Annotated in this window: 23 protein-coding genes; all 23 read left to right on the forward strand. The window is 39.4% G+C overall.

Features of this window, described 5'->3' with window-relative positions; translation table 11 throughout:
* Positions 1 to 213: 213 nt before the first annotated feature.
* The 23 genes from rimP to BK581_RS01425 all read left to right on the forward strand — a co-directional run bounded on the left by rimP (position 214) and on the right by BK581_RS01425 (position 24327).
* Complete coding sequence (gene rimP, locus BK581_RS01315) at positions 214 to 684, forward strand: ribosome maturation factor RimP (protein WP_078576394.1); 471 nt, start codon at positions 214 to 216, stop codon at positions 682 to 684.
* Positions 685 to 707: 23 nt separating this feature from the next.
* The gene (gene nusA / locus BK581_RS01320) at positions 708 to 1913 is read left to right on the forward strand and encodes a transcription termination factor NusA (protein WP_078576396.1); all 1206 of its coding nucleotides are present in this window, start codon (positions 708 to 710) and stop codon (positions 1911 to 1913) included.
* Positions 1914 to 1923: 10 nt separating this feature from the next.
* Positions 1924 to 2199, forward strand: a complete 276-nt coding sequence (gene rnpM / locus BK581_RS01325) for an RNase P modulator RnpM (protein ID WP_078576397.1) — start codon at positions 1924 to 1926, stop codon at positions 2197 to 2199.
* Positions 2196 to 2492, forward strand: coding sequence for a YlxQ family RNA-binding protein (locus tag BK581_RS01330; RefSeq protein ID WP_078576399.1), 297 nt, complete (start codon positions 2196 to 2198; stop codon positions 2490 to 2492). The genes rnpM and BK581_RS01330 overlap by 4 nt, the downstream gene beginning before the upstream one ends.
* A gap of 59 nt (positions 2493 to 2551) precedes the next feature.
* Positions 2552 to 4630, forward strand: a complete 2079-nt coding sequence (gene infB, locus BK581_RS01335) for a translation initiation factor IF-2 (RefSeq protein ID WP_078576400.1) — start codon at positions 2552 to 2554, stop codon at positions 4628 to 4630.
* A complete protein-coding gene (locus tag BK581_RS01340; protein ID WP_078576401.1) occupies positions 4627 to 4908 on the forward strand; it encodes a DUF503 domain-containing protein in 282 nt (93 codons plus the stop codon). Before infB ends, BK581_RS01340 begins: the two co-directional genes overlap by 4 nt.
* 148 nt (positions 4909 to 5056) lie before the next feature.
* A complete protein-coding gene (gene rbfA, locus BK581_RS01345) occupies positions 5057 to 5407 on the forward strand; it encodes a 30S ribosome-binding factor RbfA (RefSeq protein WP_078576403.1) in 351 nt (116 codons plus the stop codon).
* A 129-nt stretch (positions 5408 to 5536) separates the two neighbouring features.
* The gene (truB, locus tag BK581_RS01350) at positions 5537 to 6454 is read left to right on the forward strand and encodes a tRNA pseudouridine(55) synthase TruB (protein ID WP_078579815.1); all 918 of its coding nucleotides are present in this window, start codon (positions 5537 to 5539) and stop codon (positions 6452 to 6454) included.
* Positions 6455 to 6492: 38 nt separating this feature from the next.
* Positions 6493 to 7422 (forward strand): bifunctional riboflavin kinase/FAD synthetase, encoded by a 930-nt coding sequence (locus BK581_RS01355; RefSeq protein WP_078576405.1) that lies wholly within the window; start codon positions 6493 to 6495, stop codon positions 7420 to 7422.
* A gap of 132 nt (positions 7423 to 7554) precedes the next feature.
* Positions 7555 to 7824 carry a 30S ribosomal protein S15 gene (gene rpsO / locus BK581_RS01360; RefSeq protein WP_078576406.1) on the forward strand — a complete coding sequence of 90 codons (270 nt, stop codon included), beginning with the start codon at positions 7555 to 7557 and terminating at the stop codon, positions 7822 to 7824.
* Positions 7825 to 8069: 245 nt separating this feature from the next.
* A complete protein-coding gene (locus BK581_RS01365; RefSeq protein ID WP_078576408.1) occupies positions 8070 to 10166 on the forward strand; it encodes a polyribonucleotide nucleotidyltransferase in 2097 nt (698 codons plus the stop codon).
* A 188-nt stretch (positions 10167 to 10354) separates the two neighbouring features.
* On the forward strand, positions 10355 to 11317 hold the full coding sequence (locus BK581_RS01370; RefSeq protein ID WP_078576410.1) for a polysaccharide deacetylase family protein: 963 nt from the start codon (positions 10355 to 10357) through the stop codon (positions 11315 to 11317).
* A 28-nt stretch (positions 11318 to 11345) separates the two neighbouring features.
* Complete coding sequence (locus tag BK581_RS01375; RefSeq protein WP_078576411.1) at positions 11346 to 12587, forward strand: M16 family metallopeptidase; 1242 nt, start codon at positions 11346 to 11348, stop codon at positions 12585 to 12587.
* 62 nt (positions 12588 to 12649) lie between these two features.
* Complete coding sequence (locus BK581_RS01380; protein WP_078576413.1) at positions 12650 to 12883, forward strand: YlmC/YmxH family sporulation protein; 234 nt, start codon at positions 12650 to 12652, stop codon at positions 12881 to 12883.
* A gap of 671 nt (positions 12884 to 13554) precedes the next feature.
* Complete coding sequence (dpaA, locus tag BK581_RS01385) at positions 13555 to 14457, forward strand: dipicolinic acid synthetase subunit A (RefSeq protein WP_211273948.1); 903 nt, start codon at positions 13555 to 13557, stop codon at positions 14455 to 14457.
* Entirely contained in the window at positions 14457 to 15050 is a 594-nt protein-coding gene (locus tag BK581_RS01390; protein ID WP_078576415.1) for a dipicolinate synthase subunit B, read from the forward strand. The genes dpaA and BK581_RS01390 overlap by 1 nt, the downstream gene beginning before the upstream one ends.
* A 158-nt stretch (positions 15051 to 15208) precedes the next feature.
* Positions 15209 to 16255 carry an aspartate-semialdehyde dehydrogenase gene (locus BK581_RS01395; protein WP_078576418.1) on the forward strand — a complete coding sequence of 349 codons (1047 nt, stop codon included), beginning with the start codon at positions 15209 to 15211 and terminating at the stop codon, positions 16253 to 16255.
* A gap of 33 nt (positions 16256 to 16288) precedes the next feature.
* Positions 16289 to 17512: an aspartate kinase gene (gene dapG, locus BK581_RS01400; RefSeq protein WP_078576421.1), complete on the forward strand. Its 1224-nt coding sequence runs from the start codon at positions 16289 to 16291 to the stop codon at positions 17510 to 17512.
* A gap of 14 nt (positions 17513 to 17526) precedes the next feature.
* On the forward strand, positions 17527 to 18390 hold the full coding sequence (dapA, locus tag BK581_RS01405; RefSeq protein WP_078576423.1) for a 4-hydroxy-tetrahydrodipicolinate synthase: 864 nt from the start codon (positions 17527 to 17529) through the stop codon (positions 18388 to 18390).
* A 625-nt stretch (positions 18391 to 19015) separates the two neighbouring features.
* Complete coding sequence (locus BK581_RS01410) at positions 19016 to 20686, forward strand: ribonuclease J (protein WP_078576425.1); 1671 nt, start codon at positions 19016 to 19018, stop codon at positions 20684 to 20686.
* Positions 20687 to 20816: 130 nt separating this feature from the next.
* Entirely contained in the window at positions 20817 to 21560 is a 744-nt protein-coding gene (locus tag BK581_RS01415) for a ClpP family protease (RefSeq protein WP_078576427.1), read from the forward strand.
* Positions 21557 to 21772: a YlzJ-like family protein gene (locus tag BK581_RS01420; protein WP_078576429.1), complete on the forward strand. Its 216-nt coding sequence runs from the start codon at positions 21557 to 21559 to the stop codon at positions 21770 to 21772. Before BK581_RS01415 ends, BK581_RS01420 begins: the two co-directional genes overlap by 4 nt.
* A gap of 134 nt (positions 21773 to 21906) precedes the next feature.
* Positions 21907 to 24327, forward strand: a complete 2421-nt coding sequence (locus BK581_RS01425; protein WP_078576431.1) for a DNA translocase FtsK — start codon at positions 21907 to 21909, stop codon at positions 24325 to 24327.
* The last annotated feature ends 28 nt before the right edge of the window (positions 24328 to 24355 follow it).

Consider the following 24355-nt stretch of genomic DNA (forward strand, 5'->3'; position numbering starts at 1 on the left):
GTATTTGCAAGCCGGTGCGGAGTATGTTATATTATTGAAGGACACAGTTCATAACCAACGGCAGAAAGAGTGGGGAAACCCGCTCTTTCTTTTGCACTTAATAACCTTCCATATGAAGGAAGTATAAGAAGATGACTGGTAAGTGTTGTGATGAGTGGTTTATAAAAGGACAAATGTACTGAGATTTTGTCTTGTGAAAAGGAGGTAGATGTTATGGCAGAGTCGATTCAATCAACAGTCGAACAACTCGTTCAACCGGTTCTTGAAGAGCTATCATTGGAGCTCGTAGATGTAGAATTCCAAAAAGAAGGGAAAAGTTGGTTTTTACGAGTCTATATAGATGGTGATGGTGGGGTAGACTTGGATGATTGCACCTCGGTGAGTGAGCGTTTAAGCGAGTTACTGGATGAACACGACCCTATTGAGCAAGCATATTATTTGGAAGTGTCTTCTCCAGGAGCTGAACGGCCATTAAAAAAAGAAAAAGACATGGAAAATGCAATTGGAAAAAATGTGTTCGTAACGACGTATGCGCCAATTAATGGTGAAAAAGCCTTTGAAGGTAAGCTGACACAATTTGATGGGGAAACATTAACAATTGATACTAAAATCAAGACCCGAATCGTGCCAGTTAATATTCCTTATAATAAAGTGGCAAAAGCAAGATTGGCTGTCGTTTTTTAATATTGAAAGGGGGATTGAGTACCATGAATAGTGAATTTATGGATGCATTAGCCACCATTGAAAAGGACAAGGGGATAGACAAAGAAATTATACTTGAAGCGATTGAGCAAGCATTAATTACAGGTTACAAACGTAATTTTAACTCTGCGCAAAATGTTCGTGTGGATATTGATCGCCAAACGGGTGTTATTCGAGTATTTGCTAGAAAAGAAGTGGTGGAAGAAGTATTCGATGCAAGGTTAGAAATTTCAGTGAATGAAGCTAAAGGCATTAATCCGCTTTATGATGTCGATGATGTGGTGGAAATTGAAGTGACACCTCGAGACTTTGGCCGAATCGCTGCTCAAACAGCGAAACAAGTCGTAACACAACGTGTACGAGAAGCAGAACGAGGCATTATTTATTCCGATTTTATTGATCGTGAAGAAGACATCATGACGGGTATCGTTCAGCGGCAAGATCATCGCTTTATTTACGTCGATCTAGGTCGGGTTGAAGCTTTAATGCCTGTTGGAGAACAAATGCCCAATGAGACTTATCGTCATAACGACCGTATTAAAGCCTATATTACAAAAGTGGAAAAGACGACAAAAGGTCCGCAAATTATGATCTCTCGGACCCATCCAGGACTTCTGAAGCGCCTGTTTGAATTGGAAGTTCCTGAGATTTATGATGGTACAGTTGAAGTAAAGTCTGTTTCTCGTGAAGCGGGGGAGCGATCTAAAATCTCTGTTCATGCTGAAGATGAAGATGTAGATCCAGTAGGGTCTTGTGTAGGCCCTAAAGGTCAACGAGTTCAGACAATTGTAAACGAATTAAAAGGTGAAAAAATTGATATTGTAAAATGGTCGGAGGATCCTAAAGTATATGTGGCTAATGCTTTAAGCCCTTCTAAAGTTTTACAAGTCACTGTGAATGAAGAAGAGAAAATGACGCAAGTGGTTGTACCTGATTATCAACTATCCCTTGCCATTGGTAAACGCGGACAGAATGCCCGTCTTGCAGCTAAATTAACTGGATGGAAAATTGATATTAAAAGCCAAACTGACGCTGAAGAATTAGGACTTTATAATGCTGACGGCCCCTTGATGGCACAAAGTAGTCATGAAGAAGCTGATGATGATGCGCAACCAGATTGGGATAAGTTAGAAGGTCATGCAAACGATATAAGTGAACCTATTTACGAAGATGATCTCATGATAGATGACGAAGAAGATCAAGATCGTTAAGGAGGACACTATGGCAACGAAAAAGAAAACACCTCTTCGCAAATGTGTCATCACGCAAGAAATGAAACCGAAAAAAGAACTCATTAGAGTCGTCCGTTCTCCTGAAGGAGAAGTCTTTATTGACCATACATCAAAAAAGTCTGGACGAGGTGCCTATATTTCAAATGATGCAGTGGTGATCAAAGAAGCACAAAAAAAGAATGCTTTAGCGCGACATTTAAAGGCCACGGTTCCAGACTTTATTTATGAAGATTTGCTAAAACTAAGTGGAGAGAGCCAGCCATGACGCAATGGTCATCTCTTCTAGGTCTTATGCAAAGAGCAGGCAAGCTTATTACAGGGGAAGAACTAGTGGTTAAAGCAATACAAAATAAAAAAGCTCACCATGTCATTATTGCATCTGATGCTTCTGAGAACACAAGAAAAAAAATTACTGATAAATGTCACTATTATAAGATTCCTTATACACTTTTTGAAAATAGATTTTCGATTGGCCAGGCGATTGGTAAAAGAGAACGGGTCGTCGTAGCCATGATTGATAAAGGATTTGCAACAAAATTTCGCTCAATTATTGAGTAATATTCGTAGGGGAAAACCGGTATTTTATTGGCTCAGCTATGAATACAGGAGGTATGTATATGAAAAAAGTGCGTATTTATGAATATGCTAAAGAAAAGAATCTAGCAAGTAAAGATGTGATTGAACAACTGAAAAAATTAAATGTTGATGTCTCTAACCATATGAGTGTAATTACGGAAGAAGATATCAAAAAATTGGAATCACCTCAAACTAAGGCTGTAGACAAACCAAAAAAAGAAGAGGCGAGTAAGCCTAAGAAGGAAGAAGCTAAAAATTCAACTAAGCGGCCTTCCAAAAAAGATAAGAACAAAAGAAATAAGCGTTCTTCGCAGCAAACTAATCAGCAAACACAAACTCCTGCAAAAAAAGCGGAGAGTAAGCAAAGTGTACCTTCTAAAGTCACCTATTCAACCCCGATTACAGTGGGAGAATTTGCTGAAAAACTTAACAAAGAACCATCAGAAATTATAAAAAAACTCATGTTTCTTGGTGTTATGGCAACAATCAATCAAGAATTAGATAAAGATACAATTGATATTATTGCTGAAGAATTCGGCGTCGAAGCAGAAGAAGAAGTGATCATTGACAAAACTGATTTCGAATCAATGATGGAAGACGATGCTCCTGAGGATCTTCAAGAGCGCTCTCCTGTTGTCACAATTATGGGACACGTAGATCACGGAAAAACAACCTTGCTTGATAGTATTCGCCATACAAAGGTGACAGCTGGAGAAGCTGGTGGGATTACACAACATATCGGTGCTTATCAAGTTGAAGATAATGGTAAAAAAATAACATTCCTTGATACGCCTGGTCACGCCGCTTTTACAACGATGAGAGCAAGAGGCGCCCAAGTGACTGATATCACCATTCTTGTCGTGGCAGCAGATGATGGCGTCATGCCACAAACAATCGAAGCCATTAATCACGCTAAAGCAGCTGAAGTTCCAATCATTGTTGCTGTTAATAAAATTGACAAAGAGGGAGCAAACCCTGATCGTGTCATGCAGGAACTAACCGAACATGAACTAGTAGCAGAAGCTTGGGGCGGCGAAACAATCTTTGTAAATGTGTCAGCATTGAATGGCACTGGCATTGACGAACTGCTTGAAATGATTCTGCTCGTTTCAGAAGTTGAAGAATTAAAAGCAAACCCTAACAAAGAAGCGATGGGAACAGTTGTAGAAGCAGAGCTTGATCGCGGGCGTGGCCCGGTTGCGACACTTCTCGTTCAAGCTGGTACCTTAAACATCGGCGACCCGATCGTGGTAGGAAATGCTTTTGGTAAAGTAAGAGCAATGGTAAATGATGTAGGGCGCCGAGTTAAAACAGCAGGACCATCTATGCCAGTTGAAATTACTGGATTAAACTCAGTTCCACAGGCTGGAGATCAGTTCCGTGTGTTCAAAGACGAAAAACAAGCACGCCAAATTGGTGAAGCCAGAGCGAGTAAACAAAGAGAAGCAGATCGTAAAGAAAGCTCACGTGTAAGTCTTGATGACTTATTCGATCAGATCCAGCAAGGTGAACTTAAAGAGATTAACATTATTGTAAAAGCAGATGTCCAGGGGTCAGCTGAAGCAATGAAAGGATCTCTTGAAAAGATTGAAGTGGAAGGTGTGAAAGTAAACATCATCCATACTGGTGTAGGGGCCATCGCTGAATCTGATATCATCCTAGCATCAGCGTCTAATGCCATCGTAATTGGCTTTAATGTACGCCCAGATGTGAATGCGAAGCGGACAGCTGAAGTAGAAAAAGTGGAAGTAAGACTTCATCGCGTGATTTATGATGCAATCGAGGAAGTTGAGGCAGCCATGAAAGGAATGCTGGATCCTGAATATGAAGAAAAAGTCATTGGTCAGGCAGAAGTACGTCAAGTATTTAAAGTGTCTAAAATTGGTTCAATTGCTGGATCATATGTAACAGAAGGAAAAATTACAAGGGACTCCTCTGTTCGTTTAATTAGAGATGGTGTCGTGATCTTTGAAGGTGACATTAAAGACCTTAAACGCTTTAAAGACGATGTTAAAGAGGTTGCACGAAACTATGAGTGCGGTATTACGTTAGAAAACTTCAACGATGTGAAAGAAGGAGATGTTGTTGAAGCTTATATTATGGAGGAAATTAAGCGTTGATAATTGGCGTTCTCGTCGTTGAAGCTGTTATTTACGACTCCGGTTCACTTAAAGAAAAACGCTCAGTTTTAAAGAGTGCTTCGACCAAGATTAAACAACGATTTAATGTCTCTATCGCTGAAACAAACCATCAAAATGTTTGGCAACGAACAGAATGGGCTATTGTTTCTGTAAGCTCAGAAAAAGTTCAGGTTGAAAAAGAATTGCAAAAATCGCTCAAATTATTGGAATCTTATACAGAATTAGAGATTTCTAATGTCAGTTGGGAATGGCTTTAAGCTTTGTGACATCTCTTATTGAAGCGCCTGAATCTCTTTCTAACCAAACGGTAAAGCTAGTTAGGCGTAGAGACTCTACTTTTAATAAACATAGAGGCTTCTGACATGTAACACGAGCCGAGTTTTAAAACGATAGGAGTGTCGTAAAATGAGTAAAGTTCGTGCCAATCGAGTAGGAGAACAAATCAAAAAAGAATTAACTGATATTATTCAACGTGGCCTGAAGGACCCGAGAATTGGTTTTGTGACAGTAACAGATGTAGAAGTGACTGGTGACTTACAGCAGGCGACCGCATTTATTACGGTGTTTGGAGAAGAAGAAGAAAAAGAAAAAACACTTCAAGCTTTAGAAAAGGCCAAAGGGTTTATTCGTTCGGAAATAGGGAAACGAATTCAGTTGAGAAAAACACCTGAGCTAACATTTAGTTTTGATAAAAGCATTGAGCAAGGAAATAGAATTGATGCATTGCTACGCAAACTAAATGAAGAAGACAAATAAATGGATGAGAGGATAGAGCAATCTATCCTCTTTTCTTTGCGACTTTCCTTATAACACCTTGAGCTTGTAAATAATGAATGTTTTATGCTTTAATTTATTTGATGGAGGCGTAAAGAGATTATGAAATCAATAACAGGTATTTTCCCGCTTTGGAAACCTAGAGGTATGACGTCATTTTCCGCTGTTAAAGAAGTAGGTAGACAATTTAAAACAAAAAAAGCTGGCCATACTGGAACTCTTGATCCAGATGTAGAAGGCGTTCTACCTATCTGTCTAGGAAAAGCGACTAAACTTGTTGAATATTTAACAGCCGACACTAAAACATACTGTGGTGAGGTGACACTAGGAGTGTCGACTACAACAGAGGACGCCTCTGGTGAGATCGTTGATGAAGCTTATATAGAAGAGGTAATGACGCGACATGATGTAGAAGACATGTTTGAAGAACTCACTGGCTCAATTGAGCAAGTTCCTCCTATGTACTCAGCAGTAAAAATTAAAGGTAAAAAACTATATGAGTATGCGAGAGAGGGAAAAACAATAGAAAGACCAGCACGCCAAGTGACAATACATGAGTTAAAACTTACCTCTGACCCGCTCTTACATGAAGGAAAGGTCTCATTTACATTCGAAGTAACGTGTAGTAAAGGAACGTACATAAGAACCCTCTGTGTGTCCATTGGAGAAAAGTTTGGTTACCCTGCTCATATGTCAAGCTTGACACGAGAAGCATCAGGCGCATTTAATCGTACAAACTGTTTTACACTTGAAGATCTAACAGATGCAGCTGCTAAAAACAGCCAAGAAAAACTCCTAATGTCAGTGGAGCAAGCATTGACGCGATTTCCGATTGTTAAAGTTGATGAAGAAACTGAAAAGAAGGTATTGCAAGGGGCTATTCTACCTTTACATGCTGAGGCTGCTGTGGACGAAGAAGTATGGGCTTTGTATAATCAACGAGAGGAATGTCTCGCTCTGTACAAAAAAGACCCTAAACGTGATGGGATGATGAAACCAGAAAAAATGATCAGATCAATTCACGACTAAACTATTTAACGCGCATAAATGGAATTGAGGTGGCACCGTTGAGAGTAGAATATATTAAACATCCGCATCCCCCATTGGACTTACCCCCTACAGCTTTGGCATTGGGCTTTTTTGATGGTGTTCATCGGGGACATCAACAAGTCATCAATACAGCGAAGCTGGAGGCTGAAAAACGTCATCTTAAATCAGCCGTGATGACATTTTATCCGCATCCTAAAGAAGTGCTTAGCAAGCAAAATGTCACTGTAAATTATCTTTCCCCCATACAAGAAAAGATAACGTTATTAGAAAAGACAGGTATAGATATATTGCTCATCATATCATTTGATGCTCGCTTTTCTGAGTTGTCACCTCAGCAATTTGTGGACACTTATTTAATTGACTTAAACGTGAAACATATTGTGGCAGGATTCGATTATTCTTACGGGCGATTAGGAAAAGGGACGATGGAAACTTTCCCCTTTCATTCTCGTAGCTTATTATCCCATACGACTGTCCCAAAGTTAGCCGAAGATAATGAAAAAATCAGCTCTACCGTTATTCGCGAAGCATTAGCTGTAGGAAACATAGAGAAAGTGAATGACTATTTAGGGAGGATCTACACTGTAGAGGGAGTCGTAGAACACGGGGAAAAAAGAGGACGGAAGATTGGCTTTCCAACAGCGAATGTGAGTCCTGACTCTAATAAAGAATTACCTGCCACAGGCGTCTACATTGTAAAGGTTGTTGTTGATGGAACAACATTTGAAGGTGTGTGCAATATTGGGTTTAATCCGACCTTTAATAGTGGAAAAGGAAAGACGATTGAAGCCCATATCTTTCATTTCACAAAAGAGATTTACGAGAAAAAAATTAAAGTGGCTTTCATTAAGCGAATTCGAGGAGAAAAGGCGTTCAATGGCGTGGAGGAGCTAAAGAAAAGAATCGAAGCAGACATAGCTATTGCCCGTCACTATTTTTCAACATAAAAGTTTTGAGGAGCCCTTGTAATAACACGCGAAAACTAGTATGATATAACATGTTAACAACCAATGCTTGGCATGACGATTCACCAACGTATGCGAGGCACTTGGGGATACTAGATAAGGAGGTGGAACAGGATGGCATTAACTCAAGAACGAAAAAATGAAATTATTGACCAATTCAAAACTCATGAGAATGATACTGGTTCTCCTGAAGTACAAGTGGCTATCCTTACAGAGCAAATCACTACGCTGAATGATCACTTACGTACTCATAAAAAAGACCATCATTCACGTCGCGGTCTGTTAAAAATGGTCGGTCAACGTCGTAACTTACTTACGTATTTGCGTAATAAAGACGTTACTCGTTACCGTCAACTAGTCGATAAGCTTGGCCTTCGTCGATAATTAAAAGCGGGATATTCTCCCGCTTTTTTCTATGGCATAAGCTATCGGTTTAATCTTCTGTTTCGTTACGTATCTTTTTTTGATATGATATAAAAGCTAGGGCTTTAACTATGTTTGTGCTATATACACACTTAACAAGCCAATAATATGCTTTTTACCTCATACATCAGGTTTACTACATACAAAAAAGCGAAACACTAGGTGTAAGAAGACTAATTATAAAGTTGAGAGGAGTACACGATAAGATGAATCAAGAAAAACAAATTTTTTCGATGGAATGGGCCGGTCGTACATTAACGGTTGAAGTAGGGCAGCTTGCTAAACAAGCTAATGGGGCTGTTCTCGTACGTTACGGTGATACATCGGTATTATCTACGGCCACTGCTTCAAAGGAACCGAAGGATCTACCCTTTTTTCCTCTAACGGTCAATTATGAAGAAAGACTATACTCAGCAGGAAAAATACCTGGAGGATTTATTAAGCGTGAGGGTCGTCCAAGTGACCATGCTGTTTTAACAAGCAGATTAATTGACAGACCAGTACGTCCGTTGTTTCCAGATGGCTTCCGTAACGATGTTCAGGTGATTAGTATGGTCATGAGTAATGATCAAAATTGTTCACCTGAGATGGCTGCTATGGTAGGGTCTTCTCTTGCCCTGTCCATTTCGGACATTCCTTTTGCAGGACCTATTGCCGGGGTGACGATCGGAAGAGTGGACGGCAATTTTATTATCAATCCTAAAACAGACGAAATGGACAACAGTGATATTAATTTAATCGTTGCTGGTACGAAAGATGCTATAAACATGGTGGAAGCAGGTGCGAATGAAGTGCCTGAAGAAGTCATGCTTGATGCTATCATGTTCGGTCATGAAGAGATTAAACGACTCGTTGCTTTCCAAGAAGATATCGTCTCAAAAGTCGGTAAAACGAAAATGGATGTGCAGCTCATTACCATTGATGAAGAGTTGGCAGCAGAAATTCGAGAAAAAGCAGAAAGCAAACTAATTAAAGCAGCTACTGTTGTTGAAAAAGGTGAGCGTGAGACTGCTATTAAAGAAGTGTACAATGAAATATTGGAAGATTACACTGACGAAGAAAATGACAGAACGAAAGATGCACGAGACGTTTTGGACAAGTTGTTAAAAGAAACAGTGAGAAAACTTATAACAAAAGAAAATATTCGCCCTGACGGAAGAAAAGGCAATGAAATTAGACCTTTAGCTTCTGAAGTTGACATTCTTCAACGAACACATGGTTCTGGCTTATTTACTCGCGGTCAAACTCAAGCTCTAAGCGTATGTACATTAGGGGCTTTAGGTGATGTTCAAGTTCTTGACGGACTAGGGATTGAAGAATCAAAGCGTTTTATGCACCATTATAACTTCCCATCCTTTAGTGTAGGTGAAACGGGACCAATTAGAGGGCCTGGACGCCGGGAAATTGGACACGGAGCTTTAGGCGAAAGAGCTCTTGAGAAAGTGATCCCTTCAGAGCAGGAGTTCCCTTATACGATCCGTCTTGTATCTGAAGTTTTAGAATCCAATGGTTCAACCTCTCAAGCAAGTATTTGTGCAAGCACGTTAGCTATGATGGCTGCGGGGGTTCCAATTAAATCTCCGGTAGCAGGAATTGCTATGGGCTTAGTAAAGCACGAAGATGATGTGGTTGTTCTGACGGATATTCAAGGAATGGAAGATGCCCTAGGTGATATGGACTTTAAAGTTGCCGGAACGTCAAAAGGGGTAACAGCCCTTCAAATGGATATTAAGATAGAAGGAATAGATAAAGCGGTCCTTGAAGAAGCCTTATCCCAAGCAAGAGAAGGGCGTCTGCAAATTCTTGATAACATGCTCTCAGCCATTCCTGAACCAAGAACGGAATTGAGTGCCTATGCACCGAAGATTCTGACGATGAAAATTCATCCAGATAAAATCCGTGATGTTATTGGACCGAGCGGTAAAATGATTAATCAAATAATCGATGACACTGGCGTGAAAATTGATATTGAACAAGATGGAACGGTCTATATCTCATCTACCGATCAACAAATGAACAATAAAGCAAAACAAATCATTGAAGATCTTGTTCGAGAAGTTGAAGTGGGTCAAACGTACCTTGGAAAAGTAAAGCGGATTGAAAAATTCGGGGCCTTTGTGGAAATTTTCAAAGGAAAAGACGGTCTTGTTCATATTTCACAACTGGCGAATGAACGAGTAGCTAAAGTTGAAGATGTCGTATCAATCGGTGACGAAGTCCTTGTTAAGGTAACAGAAATCGATAACCAAGGCCGTGTCAATTTATCCCGCAAAGCTGTCTTACCTGAACAAAAAGAATCATAATGGAAGGAAGAGCCCTTTAGCACGGCTCTTTTTTTAATGGTTAAATAAAGAGAGGGGCCTTGTGCCTGTAAGCAGTTAACTAACTGCTTTAATTATGAAATTTGACTACGCCATCCCGGTTTTAATCGCATAATTGTCGGTTCTACCTTGTCCTCTCAGCACATATTTTTTAAGGGGAGGGGATAGATATGTTAAAGAAAATCGCGATTCAATTGGGAACCTTCTTTTTTCTGTTAATTGTAACATTGTCTCATATACAAAATCCTGTCACTGGTGGATATATTGAAGAATTAAGAGGACAAGCAGAACAAGTGATGAAAGAAGAAAGTCCTCTTTATATGGAAATACTTCGAGTGAAGCAGGAGTATGAAGTTTCACCGATCAATGCACGTATCGATCCTGTTTGGAAAGCAATTCCCGGCTACAATGGGAGAGAAGTGGACGTTCAAAAATCTTATGAAAACATGAAAAAACGGGGAGACTTTCAAGAAGAGGATCTCGTTTTTAAAGAAACGCCACCAGAGATAACACTTAAAGATCTTCCTGCATCCCCTATTTATCGGGGCAATCCGGAGAAACCAATGGTTGGTTTTATGGTTAATGTCGCTTGGGGAAACGACCATTTACCAGACATATTAAAGACGTTTAAAGAAAATAATGTAAAAGCAACCTTCTTTTTAGATGGCTCATGGGTGAAAAAAAACTCGAATCTTGCTATGATGATAAAGGAAGAAGGACATGAAATAGGAAATCATGCCTACTCACATCCCGATATGAAGAAGTTAGCTCGAGAAAGTATCCGTGATGAGATAGTGAGGACGAACGAAGTAATTGATGCAGCTCTCAATGAAGAGCCTGTTTGGTTTGCACCGCCGAGCGGTAGTTTTCGTGAAGACGTCGTCACGGTGGCTAGTGAGTTAAATATGTATACGATACTGTGGACTGTTGATACGGTTGATTGGAAAAACCCCTCATCTACCCAAATGACGCAGCGTGTCGTTAATCATGCAGAGCCTGGCTCACTCATCCTTATGCATCCCACAGCATCTTCAGCCAATGGGCTAGAAGCCATGATTACTGGTCTTAAGAAAAAGGATTTACAAATTGGAAAGTTATCAGAGGTCCTTAGTGAAAAACGACTCTCGGATTAAATGATATTTGACAGTAGGAGGATAAGTCGTGATTAAACGTTATAAATGTAAAAATGGCGTAAGAATTGTATTCGAACCAATAGAAACAGTCAGGTCAGTCGCCGTAGGAATATGGGTAGGCACAGGATCGCGCTTTGAAAAAAAAGAAGAAAATGGGATGTCTCATTTTATTGAACACATGTTTTTTAAAGGGACTAAATCCCGTTCAGCTCATGAGATAGCTGAATCTTTTGATTCGATTGGGGGACATGTAAATGCCCTTACTTCTAAAGAATATACGTGCTACTATGCCAAAGTACTAGATACACATGCTAAGTATGCAGTAGATGTGTTGGCAGATATGTACTTTAACTCTACCTTTGAAAAACAAGAACTGGAAAAAGAAAAAGGGGTCGTATTAGAAGAAATTAAGATGTATGAAGATACGCCAGATGATCTCGTTCATGATTTACTTAGTAAAGCGAGCTATGGGGAACATCCATTAGGATTTCCTATTCTCGGGACAGAGCAAACATTAGGTTCATTTTCTTCAGATGATTTATTTTCATATATGAAACAATATTATCATGCAAACAATGTTGTGATTTCCATATGTGGTAACGTCGACGAGTCATTCGTATCGTATGTTGAGGATTTGTTTTCCTCCCTTCCAGGAACATCATTAACCGATGTGAAGCTAGAAAAACCAGCATTTCTACCAGATAAAATAGTGCGTCAAAAAGAAACTGAGCAAGCCCATTTATGCTTAGGGTTTGATGGTTACGCACTAGATGATGATAAAATATACGCCTTAACTTTGATGAACAATGCATTAGGTGGCAGTATGAGTAGCAGGTTGTTTCAGGAAATTAGAGAAAATAGAGGGCTCGCGTATTCTGTTTTCTCCTATCACTCCGCTTATAAGGATTCTGGCATGCTGACTGTATACGCCGGCTCAGCACCGGAGCAACTGGAACAAACATTTGATGTTATGTTGGAGACGATAGCAAAAGTAGCGGACAATGGCTTAACTGATAAAGAACTTAAAAATGGTAAAGAACAGTTAAAGGGAGGTTTGATGCTTGGCTTAGAAAGTACGAACAGTCGAATGAGTCGAAACGGTAAAAATGAATTACTCCTTGGCAAGCATCGCTCATTAAATGATATAACGAAGGCCATCGATAGTGTCACAATGGCCGACATTAAAGCAACGAGTCAAGATATTCTTTCAAAAGAATATTCCTTAACATTAATAACGCCAAATGGAAAATTACCTCCCTCTATACATTAAGCCGTCATATGAGCTGTACCTCTCCACATAAGCTTGTAATAAAGGAAAGGTGGTGCTTTGTTATGAGGTTAAGTGAAATAAGTCAAAAGGAAATCATTGACTATCAAAAAGGTGAGAGGCTAGGGGTTCTAGGCCAAACAGACCTTATGATTGATGAAAAAACGGGTCATATCGAAGCTTTTGTCATTCCCACATTAAAGTGGTTTGGTTTAGGCAAAAGGGAAAAAGAAGTAACGGTCTATTGGAAACAGATTAAAAAAATTGGTACCGATATGATTATTATAGAAGTTAAATGAACAAGGGCTATTGAGAAAACACACGTTTAATAAAAGCCATGATAATCTTAGAGCATGAAGGGTGTCCCAAAAGTATTTTTTGGGACACCCTTTCTTTTATCACAGAAACTCTCCGTAAAACGCTCGCCTCAAAATAGAGAGTAGAGAAAACCTATTTAAGCGGGAGATAACGGACAAGCCTCTCCTGATTAAAGAGGTGTTTTATATAAATGTATGTCCATTGAACGTTCAATCTGAATACTAACTAGTTTCTACATCGTTGTTTATAAAATGAGCCGTAGTGAAGAAGGTAAATTTCGGAGAATAAAGACCCGATGATAGGGAAGGATTTATCGCATTAATCAGCTTACAGCAAGCCTTTTGGAAAGCGCCCTAACAAAAGACAAATGTCACATGTCAATACATCATACAACTGAGACGCTGTTATAACTTGTTTCAGGGCAGGGGCCTCCTTCTGAATGACTTAGTTAAATATGAAGTGCAAATGATGAAACCACCGTGGAATTATTATAAGAATTTTTATACTCCTATCACCAATTGTCATTGCCATCATAAAATATGGTGAGCATCCGCAAGGCTCATGTGTCCCTTTCCGAAAGGTGCTGTGACACTGCCCACTGAAAGCATGTCATTAGCTTACCGAAAGTTTTATCGAAGGGGAGGTAGAGACGTTGTTAACTGGAATGCAGGTAGCTATTATTGGAGGAGATTTAAGGCAGATTGAAGTTATTCGTAAACTATCTACTTTAGATACTTCTCTTTATTTAATTGGGTTTGATCAGCTCGATGATGGATTTCTTGGAGTGGAAAACAAAACGTTTGAAACAGTGGATACCGACCTGTTGGACGCCATTATATTGCCGGTAAATGGTGTAAATCACAATGGTGAAGCGGATACTGTATTTTCAGGGCACCCTCAAGTGTTAGAAGACAAATGGCTTGCAAAAACACCGGAACATTTAAAAATTTATACTGGTATTGCCAACAAAACCTTAAAAAATATTGCACAACAATCAGAAAAGTCCCTTGTTGAATTAATGAACAGGGATGATTTAGCTATTTATAATTCTATTCCTACAGCAGAAGGGGCAGTCATGTTAGTCATTCAGCATACAAATGTGACGATTCACCGTTCCAACGTATTGGTTACTGGTTTTGGGCGAGTAGGCCAAACGATCGCTAGAACCTTTGCTAGTTTGGGTGCACATGTCTCGGTTGCTGCAAAGGAAAGAGAACTTTTAGCTAGAATTTACGAAATGAATTTAACCCCGATTCCTCTAAATAGTTTAAATGATGCAGTATCAGAGGCAGATGTTGTCATCAATACGATTCCTGCCCACATTTTAACGTCTACTGTTATCGCAAAAATGCAAAATCACGTGCTTATTCTTGATATTGCCTCTAAGCCTGGAGGAACGGATTTTAATTTTGCTAACAAAAGAGGTATTCATGCAATCTTAACACCTGGCTTACCTGGTCTAGTTGCTCCGAAAACTGCAGGTATTCAGCTTGCTGAATTACTATCTACGTTACTTGAGAAACAATGGATTGATCAGAAAGGAGGCCGCCACTAATGTTATTAAAAGGCAAGCATATCGGTTTTGGATTAACAGGTTCTCATTGTACGTATGAAGAGGTGATGCCTGAAATTGAAAATCTTGTCTCACTAGGAGCGAAGGTCACACCTTTCGTTTCTTATACAGTACAAACGACCGATTCAAAATTTGGGAAAAGTGATGATTGGATCAAAAAAATTAAAGATATTACATCAGAACCACTCGTGGATACAATTGTAAAGGCAGAGCCTTTTGGACCTAAAACCCCATTAGATTGTATGGTTATTGCTCCTTTAACGGGAAATTCTACAAGTAAATTAGCCAATGCTTTAACAGATACACCTGTATTAATGGGAGCAAAAGCAACAATGAGAACAGGCGGACCGATTGTTCTTGCAGTCTCCACCAATGATGCACTCGGTTTAAATGGTGTGAATATTATGACGCTTATGGCTGCTAAAAATATTTATTTTGTGCCATTAGGTCAAGATCATCCTTACAAAAAACCAAACTCACTCGTAGCAGACATGACTAAAATACCTGAAACAGTAAAAAATGCTCTTGAAGGGAAGCAAGTTCAACCTGTTTTTATAGAAAGATATAAAAATTAATGCAATTCTCATGATCAGTTGTTAAAATAAGAGTTTAGTGACATTCGTCGCCGATAGAGTTCCCTCTTAACGGCGGCGATAATCTTGTATATAATCGGAGTAGCGGCATTTACTAAAAAGACTCTTAAAATATCTTATCACTGAAAGGAGAACTGATCATGACACATCAAACATTTAACGTGGCTATTGTAGGAGCAACAGGGGCGGTAGGTGAACAAATGATCCGGACACTTGAAAAGCTCGATTTTCCGGTTGATACTCTCTTACTGCTTTCTTCTAAAAGATCAGCAGGTAAGCAATTGACATTCAAAGGTGAACAACTAACTGTTCAAGAGGCAAAGCCTGAGTCGTTTGAAGGGGTTCAATTGGCGTTATTCAGCGCAGGAGGATCCGTTTCTAAAGCACTGGCTCCGGAGGCAGTAAAGCGTGGTGCTATCGTAGTAGATAATACAAGTGCCTTTAGAATGGATGAAAATGTGCCATTAATAGTACCTGAAGTGAATGAGCAAGCTTTAGAACGCCATAAAGGAATAATTAGTAATCCTAATTGTTCAACCATTCAAATGGTAGCGGCTCTAGAACCAGTTCGTAAAGCATTTGGACTGAAACGAATTGTGGTGTCTACATACCAAGCTGTTTCAGGAGCAGGTGTAGACGCCATTGATGAGATGTATGAACAATCTCGACAAATAATGGATGGCGAGAGCATTGACCCACAAATTTTGCCTGTTTCAGGAGATAAGAAGCATTATCAAATCGCATTTAATGCCGTTCCACAAATCGATGTTTTCCAAGAAAACGGTTTTACGTTTGAAGAGATGAAAATGATCAATGAAACGAAAAAGATAATGGAAGATGAGTCGTTGCAAGTGGCGGCCACGTGTGTTCGTCTTCCTGTAGAAACCGGACATTCGGAGTCAGTCTATATTGAGGTACAAGAAGAAGGCTTGAACGTAGAAGAGATGCGTAAATTGCTAAGCGAAGCTGAAGGCGTCACTTTGCAAGATGACCCTCAAAATCAAGTTTATCCACTAGCTTCTGAAAGTAAAGGGAAAGACGATGTGTTTGTTGGAAGAATTCGTCAAGACCTCGATCAACCTAAAGGCTTTCATATGTGGATAGTGGCAGATAATTTACTAAAAGGCGCAGCCTTAAATTCAGTTCAAATTGCTTTTTCTTTAATTAAATTAGGCTTGTTAAAATAAAAAAATTCGTGTGTAAAGGCAGATGGAAATACAATGAAAATTGTTGTTCAGAAATTCGGTGGTACGTCATTAAAAAATGATACAATGCGGGATAAATGTAGCGAACATGTGATAGCTGCTGTAAGAAGTGGTTATAAAGTGGTTGTGGTCGTTTCTGCAATGGGGAGATCTGGCGACCCTTATGCTACTGATACCCTTTTAGATTTAGTAGGCGGTGTCACTACTTCTGTCTCTAAGAGAGAACAAGATCTATTATTATCGTGTGGTGAAACAATTTCTTCTGTTGTGTTTTCATCTCTCCTCCAACAAAAGGGGATTTCATCACTTGCCATGACGGGGGCACAAGCAGGATTTAGAACAACTGAAGAATATACTAATGCGAAAATAACGGATATAAAAACTGAGCGACTTTTAGCAGCAATTGAAACAACCGATGTGATTGTTGTAACGGGATTTCAAGGTGAGACTGCAAAAGGGACAACGGCAACACTTGGAAGAGGTGGATCAGATACATCTGCTACAGCGCTAGGTGCCGCTTTAAAGGCAGAGGTTGTGGATATTTTTACCGATGTGGCTGGTGTCATGACGGCGGATCCGCGCATTGTAAAAACAGCAAAGCCTATTAAAGTCGTGACGTATAATGAAATATGTAATATGGCTTATCAAGGGGCTAAAGTTATCCATCCTCGGGCAGTGGAAGTGGCCATGCAAGCAAAGGTACCAATTAGAATCAGATCAGCATCTGAAGAAGGCACAGGAACGTTAATCACGACGAGTACCTCTTCTAGCCCGGGAAAAGATATAGAGGAGCGTCCAATTACAGGTATTGCTCATGTCAAAGAAGTTTCACAAATAAAAGTGGCTGCTAGTGAAGGAGAATATGATCTTCAGGCGAAAGTTTTTAAAGCGATGGCTACAGCTAATATCTCTGTGGACTTTATTAATATTCATCCATTCGGTGTAGCTTATACGGTTCCAGAGTATCTTACAGAACGTGCAGTTAGCGTTTTGAACAGCTTAGACTTACAACCTGAAGTACAAAAAAACTGTGCAAAAGTATCCGCTGTAGGTGCTGGAATGACTGGGGTGCCAGGAATTGCTTCTAAAATCGTTGAAGCACTTACCGACCGTCATATCCAAATACTACAGTCGGCAGATTCACACACAACCATTTGGGTACTTGTACATGAAAAAGACATGGTCGATGCTGTAAATGCGCTTCACGACATGTTTTTACAAGATCTTGACGAAAGATAAGGAGAGTGGAGTATATGGCATTGGGCAATGTCTTAACAGCAATGGTAACGCCTTTTGACTTTAAAGGAAATATTGATTTTAAAAAAATGAATCGTTTGATGGATTATTTAATTGAAAATGGGACAGAAGGCGTTATTGTTGGTGGAACAACAGGAGAATCGGCAACACTTAGTATGGAAGAAAAATCTGCTTTATACGAGCATGCCGTTAAGGCGGCTGCTGGGAGAATTCCTGTCATTGCAGGGACAGGGATGAACGACACTTATGCAACAGCAGAACTCACGGTGAAAGCAGAAAAATTAGGGGTAGATGGTATTATGCTTGTTTCCCCTTATTATAATAAACCTTCTCAACGTGGTTTATATGAGCATTTTAAAACAATTGCTGAAAAAACATCCTTACCAGTCATGCTTTATAACATTCCAGGACGCTGTGTCGTAAACCTACTTCCGGAAACGGTTGTGGCTTTGTCGAAAATTCATAATATAACATCTATAAAAGAAGCGAGTGGGGATCTCGATCAGATGACAACGATCATTTCTGAAACCCCTAAAGAGTTTCAAGTCTTTAGCGGAGATGATAGCTTGACGCTACCGTCTATGGCTGTTGGAGCTGACGGGATCGTATCTGTTTCAAGCCATATTGTCGGTAATGACATGCAGCATATGATAAAAGCATTTAAATCCGGTGATATAGCAACAGCTTCTGCTATTCATCAAAAGTTATTACCAATTATGAAGAGTTTATTTATCGCACCGAACCCTTCACCAGTGAAAACAGCTCTTCAAATTAAAGGGCTTGATGTAGGAGGCGTTCGCCTTCCATTACTTCCTGTAACACCAGAAGAACGGCTCGTTATCCAACATGCGTTGTCTTAAATTAATTTGTTTAAGAAAGCTGTATGCGAGGGCATACAGCTTTTTCATAGCGGAATCGTATGAAACAGATGTAATGGTCATGTAAAATGTCAGGACATAGGTGTCTCGTCCCTTAAATACAGGATGCATGATCTTAAAACATGACATGGCGCACAAATACTATCATAGGTTATTTTGAAGAAAAAACGTTTATGTTTTACATATTATGAACTGAATGAACGTTTCTTGTATAGTTTAGATCCTTTAACTCAATTTTAGGAGAAAGAACATTAACTTCTAGCCAACTGCTATAGAACTTTAACGTTATTATAAAAATCGTGTTAGGTTCAAGCGCTCATTTATTCTTGTTTTATCACGGATAACTGGCCGTAAAACGCCCGCCTAAAAAATAGAGCGCAGAGATAAAAATCTATTTAGGTAGGAGATAATGGGCGCTGATATTCAACGAGCAATCAGTGGAAGAAGAACGAAAAAGCCCACTGTTTGAAGGTTCGTTTTATTAATTTAGAATTAAAGAACGCGTCTCCTTCTTTTCTCACTTGTGATTAAAAACAATAATAAGTTATACTTATCTCCAGAGGGCAGACCGTTTTGAAATATAGATTATTTATAGGAGGATTTACCATTGTCGAATCAACAAACTGAAAAGATCCGTATTTTTTCCCTAGGTGGATTGGATGAAATAGGGAAAAATATGTATGTCCTGGAAATGGACGATGACATTATTATTATTGATGCCGGTTGTATGCATCCAGAAGATGATATGCTAGGTGTAGACATTGTTATTCCTGATATCACTTACTTGGTAGAAAATAAAGACCGTGTTAAAGGTATTATCGTAACCCACGGCCACGATGATCACATTGGTGCTATTCCATATGTTTTACGTGATTTAAATGTTCCTGTGTATGGTTCAAAATTTACGTTAGCGTTAGTTAAAGATAAATGTAGTGAGATTAAAGTAAAGAAAAAGCCTAGGCTTATAGAAATTCACGCTGATTCTAAAATTAAAATAGGGAAAACGCCAGTTAATTTCTTCCACACGAATCACAGTATTCCAGATTCACTAGGCGTTATCCTTCATACATCTCAAGGGCCGATCGTATATACTGGTGATTTTAAATTTGACCAAAACCCTGTAGATGGACAAACATCAGAAATTGGAAAACTCACAGAGCTTGGAGAGAAAGGTGTCCTATGTTTACTTTCTGATAGTCAAAATGCTGAGATACCAGGAAACAGCTTATCTGAATCTATTGTGGCTGAAGGATTAAAGGATGCATTTCATGAAGCTGATGGCCGTATCATCGTGTCACTTTACGCCTCTCATATTCATCGCATTCAGCAAGTGCTTACGGCTGCAGAGAATGAAGGCCGTAAAGTTGTCGTAACAGGAACGGATATCGAAAAAGTCATTAAAATTGCCCTTGATATTGGGTATTTATCTTCAAATAATGAGACGTTAATTGAGAAGAGCGATATTAAAAAATACGCTCGAGATGAACTCGTTATATTGACGACAGGTAGTCAGGGGGAACCAGTAAGTTGTCTTGCAAGAATGGCTAAGGGCTCTCATAATTTAGTTAAAATTGAAGCAGATGACCGCATTATTATCTCTGCAATGCCTAATCCGGGAAATGAAAAAGCTGTTTCTCAAATGGTTGATTTACTATCTCGTACAGGTGCTAACGTTATTTATGGAAAAAATAAGAAAATTCATGTTTCTGGTCATGCCAATCAAGAAGAATTAAAAATGATGCTTAATCTCGTTAAACCTCAGCATTTTATCCCAATAAGTGGTGAATTTCGGATGCAATATGCTCACAGGCACTTAGCGCGATCTGTTGGTATGGATGATAGTCGTATTTTTCTCTTAGAAAAAGGAGAGTTAGTTGAATTTACGAAAAGAAAAGGAAAACGGGGCAATAAAATTCCTTCAGGACATGTGTTAATAGACGGGCTAGGCGTTGGAGATGTAGGGAATATTGTGTTAAGAGATAGACGCCTCCTTTCCAAAGACGGTATACTTGTTGTGGTTGTAACGCTCAATAAAAAACATAGTGCTATATTATCAGGCCCTGACATTATTTCCAGAGGGTTTGTGTACGTGAGGGAGTCAGAGGCCCTTATTAATCAAGCAGAAAAACTTGTAACTGAAACGCTTCAACATGCCATGGAACAAAATCAGACAGAGTGGTCGCAATTGAAAACACAGGTTCGTGATCAATTAAGTCGCTTTTTATACGAAAAAACGAAGCGCCGCCCGATGATTATGCCTATTATAATGGAAGCTTAAACAGTTAGAACCGCTATGGTCTTATTATAAGATTATAGCGGTTTTTTGTGAGGAGCTTCGTTTTATAGATTAAGTATGAAAGAAGCCGTCTCCTTCCATACTAAGCAAAAAAGGGAGGAGATTATGAATTATGAGCAATCAGCAGGATCAACCACAACGTGAACAAGAAAGTCCAGGAACCGAAAAGGCGAGCGGGATTGTTGATAAAATTCAACAACTAGGTCAAACAAATATTCCTCAAATGGAAGCAAGCAATATCCATGTCTTGACGATAATCGGTCAAATTGAAGGTCATATGCAGTTGCCACCACAAAATAAAACGACTAAGTATGAGCACGTTATTCCTCAACTAGTAGCAGCAGAACAAAACCAAAAAATTGAGGGGCTTTTGCTCATTTTAAATACAGTTGGAGGAGATGTAGAGGCAGGTTTAGCATTGGCAGAAATGATTGCCTCCATGTCTAAACCAACCGTGACACTCGTGCTCGGTGGTGGTCATAGTATTGGGGTGCCGATTGCTGTGGCAGGAAAACACTCCTTTATAGCTGAAAGTGCTACGATGACCATTCATCCAGTACGACTTACTGGGCTTGTTATCGGTGTTCCACAATCATTTGAATATCTAGATAAGATGCAAGACAGAGTGATTCGCTTCGTAACGAATCATTCGTCCATCTCGGAAGAAGATTTTAAAGACCTTATGTTATCTAAAGGAAATCTAACGAGAGATATTGGAACAAATGTAATCGGAAATGATGCCGTAAAATACGGATTGATTCATGAAGTAGGCGGTTTAGGAGAAGCAATAAAAAAACTAAATGAACTTATTGAAGCTAATAGACCACTAGATGATTCGAAGGAAGTGATCCAATGATACTGTATACATACCAGCAACTAGATATGGTTTTTCCGCCTGCTCAAAACAGCTATACATCCTATAAAATGGTACAAATCCCTGGAGGACATCTCATTTTAGAAAAAGAAGATGAAGGAGAAGGGTACAGGATTAGCCGCCTAATAGCAACTGATCCTAATATGTACCTAAACCCGCACTATACTCCTGGTCGCTCTATTAATTCAAATTAGTGGATGATACCTGTAGTCACACTTCTGTTCTCTATGATATAATAGTTGAAACAAACGTTCGTTAATCCGGGAAAAGCAGCCGACAGAATCTCGGCTGCTTCTTCAATTTGTAAAAGTGATATGGGGTGGTTGTAATGGCACGAAAACGGAAGAAAAGGACGCCTAAATGGCGAAAACAACTAACATTTGAGTTGACGGGATTATTTCTATTCATCGTGTCTATTGTCACATTTGCAAGGCTTGGTATTGTTGGTGAAGGCTTAATAGAACTGTTTCGTTTCTTTTTAGGCAGCTGGCACATTTTATTAACGATTAGCTTATTCCTCTTCTCCATTTACATCATGTTGAAACGGGAGCTTCCTGTTATGTGGAATCGTCGTTTTATTGGCTGTTATCTATTTGTCTTTTCGTTAACACTTTTAAGTCACGTCCAATTATTTAGGGAGATGAGTGAGAAAGTAGAATTTCTTGACCACTCTGTGATACGAAATACGTGGGACCTATATTGGCAGCAGCTGCAAGGAACTGCGCCTGTAGATAACCTAGGTGGTGGGATGATAGGAGCAATTGCTTTTTCAGTTAGTCACGTTTTATTTTCTTCAGGAGGGACGATTGTATTTGCTATTGGTCTTATGATTGCAGCACTCGTTTTAGTAACGGGAAAGTCGTTTATCGACGTGATTAAAAAAAATGGACGAGGACCTGCAGGACTAGTTATAGCTGCTAAAAATAAAATAAGTACGTCCTTTCAATCTTTAGTAACAGCGATAAAAGAAAGAATTTCAGCGAAATCAAAACAGCGAGAAGTTAACAAAGAAGCTTCAGAGCAATTTGCTCCAGACGTTGACACTTATCATGTGAAAGAGGGAGAAACCGAGGAACCAATTATTTATGATTTCACAAAAACAGCGTATGACGATTCGTCTCACAATGAACCAGAATATCTTGACGTTATACCGATTGAAAATACGGAGAGAGACAAGACTAATGATGGCATAACAACTGAGACAACTGGTCTTACCTATCGCCCTAAGCAAAACGAGAGAACAAAAGAGACAGATCATCCTGTCTCTACTTCCCTTGTCGTCTCAGAAGCTGAGAACGCATCTTACGAATTACCGTCGTTTGATTTATTGCAAAACCCTGCTAAAGCCAGTCAAGCAAAAGAACATTCAATGCTCTCAAAAAACGCCCGAAAGCTCGAACGAACATTAGAGAGCTTTGGTGTAAGTGCAAAAGTAACAAAAGTGCATTTAGGTCCGTCTGTCACAAAGTATGAAGTGTACCCAAGCACTGGCGTTAAAGTGAGTAAGATTGTGAATTTAACAGATGACTTAGCTTTAGCTTTGGCGGCTAAAGATATTCGGATGGAAGCGCCTATCCCTGGAAAGTCAGCCATCGGCATTGAAGTTCCTAATCAGGAAGTATCGCTCGTAACGTTAAGAGAAGTGCTTGATTCATCGGTAATGAAGGAAAAGAGTAACCACTTGGCAATTGCACTTGGGCGAGATATTTCAGGTGAAGCTGTTATTGCAGAATTAAACAAAATGCCACATTTACTTGTAGCAGGAGCTACTGGTAGTGGTAAAAGTGTGTGTATTAACGGCATTATTATCAGCTTATTAATTCGCAGTAAACCTCATGAAGTAAAGCTGATGATGATTGATCCAAAAATGGTTGAACTTAATGTCTATAATGGAATTCCTCACCTTTTATCACCGGTGGTCACCGAACCTAAAAAAGCGGCACAAGCGTTGAAGAAAGTCGTAAACGAAATGGAGCGACGATATGAACTATTTGCTGCATCCGGTACGCGGAATATTGAAGGTTATAATTCGTACATAGAAAAAGAGAATAAGAAAAGAGATACAGAAGATGCCTATTCACCTTTACCGTTTATTGTAGTAATTGTGGACGAGCTAGCAGACTTAATGATGGTTGCTTCCTCAGAAGTGGAAGATGCTATTACACGTTTAGCGCAAATGGCAAGAGCTGCAGGTATTCATCTAATTATTGCGACGCAACGACCTTCAGTCGATGTGATTACTGGGGTAATAAAAGCTAATATACCTTCTCGAATTGCTTTTGGGGTTTCAAGTTCTACGGATTCACGTACAATTTTAGATGGTAACGGGGCTGAGAAGTTGTTAGGAAAAGGAGATATGCTATTTTTGCCGGTAGGGGCGTCAAAAGCGACACGTATACAAGGTGCCTTTTTATCGGATGATGAGGTTGAAAGAGTTGTTAGACATTGCATTGAACAACAAAAAGCCCAATACTCAGAGGAAATGATGCCTAAAGAAGGAGAGCAGGAAGAAATAAGCGAGGAAGTGACAGACGAGCTCTATTATGATGCAGTACAACTTATTCTTGATATGCAAACGGCTTCCGTCTCTATGCTTCAACGACGCTTTAGAATTGGATATGCTAGAGCTGCTCGTTTAATTGATGAAATGGAAGTGAGAGGTGTCGTGGGTCCTTATGAAGGGAGTAAGCCGAGAGAAGTCCTAATAGGAAAAGATGATGATAATATCGTCTCACGTGATTCCTTGTAGGATCATGATATGGTGAGCATAAAAATGA

The sequence above is a fragment of the Salipaludibacillus agaradhaerens genome (assembly GCF_002019735.1).
Lineage (GTDB): Bacteria > Bacillota > Bacilli > Bacillales > Salisediminibacteriaceae > Salipaludibacillus > Salipaludibacillus agaradhaerens.

Bases quoted from the DNA above. Each gene is read 5' to 3' on its own strand.
- rbfA (WP_078576403.1), top strand. From the start codon at position 5,057: ATGAGTAAAGTTCGTGCCAATCGAGTAGGAGAACAAATCAAAAAAGAA.
- BK581_RS01395 (WP_078576418.1), top strand. From the start codon at position 15,209: ATGACACATCAAACATTTAACGTGGCTATTGTAGGAGCAACAGGGGCG.
- BK581_RS01380 (WP_078576413.1), top strand. From the start codon at position 12,650: ATGAGGTTAAGTGAAATAAGTCAAAAGGAAATCATTGACTATCAAAAA.
- rnpM (WP_078576397.1), top strand. From the start codon at position 1,924: ATGGCAACGAAAAAGAAAACACCTCTTCGCAAATGTGTCATCACGCAA.
- nusA (WP_078576396.1), top strand. From the start codon at position 708: ATGAATAGTGAATTTATGGATGCATTAGCCACCATTGAAAAGGACAAG.
- BK581_RS01370 (WP_078576410.1), top strand. From the start codon at position 10,355: ATGTTAAAGAAAATCGCGATTCAATTGGGAACCTTCTTTTTTCTGTTA.
- infB (WP_078576400.1), top strand. From the start codon at position 2,552: ATGAAAAAAGTGCGTATTTATGAATATGCTAAAGAAAAGAATCTAGCA.
- dapA (WP_078576423.1), top strand. From the start codon at position 17,527: ATGGCATTGGGCAATGTCTTAACAGCAATGGTAACGCCTTTTGACTTT.
- BK581_RS01365 (WP_078576408.1), top strand. From the start codon at position 8,070: ATGAATCAAGAAAAACAAATTTTTTCGATGGAATGGGCCGGTCGTACA.
- BK581_RS01420 (WP_078576429.1), top strand. From the start codon at position 21,557: ATGATACTGTATACATACCAGCAACTAGATATGGTTTTTCCGCCTGCT.
- dapG (WP_078576421.1), top strand. From the start codon at position 16,289: ATGAAAATTGTTGTTCAGAAATTCGGTGGTACGTCATTAAAAAATGAT.
- rpsO (WP_078576406.1), top strand. From the start codon at position 7,555: ATGGCATTAACTCAAGAACGAAAAAATGAAATTATTGACCAATTCAAA.
- BK581_RS01425 (WP_078576431.1), top strand. From the start codon at position 21,907: ATGGCACGAAAACGGAAGAAAAGGACGCCTAAATGGCGAAAACAACTA.
- rimP (WP_078576394.1), top strand. From the start codon at position 214: ATGGCAGAGTCGATTCAATCAACAGTCGAACAACTCGTTCAACCGGTT.
- BK581_RS01390 (WP_078576415.1), top strand. From the start codon at position 14,457: ATGTTATTAAAAGGCAAGCATATCGGTTTTGGATTAACAGGTTCTCAT.
- BK581_RS01415 (WP_078576427.1), top strand. From the start codon at position 20,817: ATGAGCAATCAGCAGGATCAACCACAACGTGAACAAGAAAGTCCAGGA.
- BK581_RS01330 (WP_078576399.1), top strand. From the start codon at position 2,196: ATGACGCAATGGTCATCTCTTCTAGGTCTTATGCAAAGAGCAGGCAAG.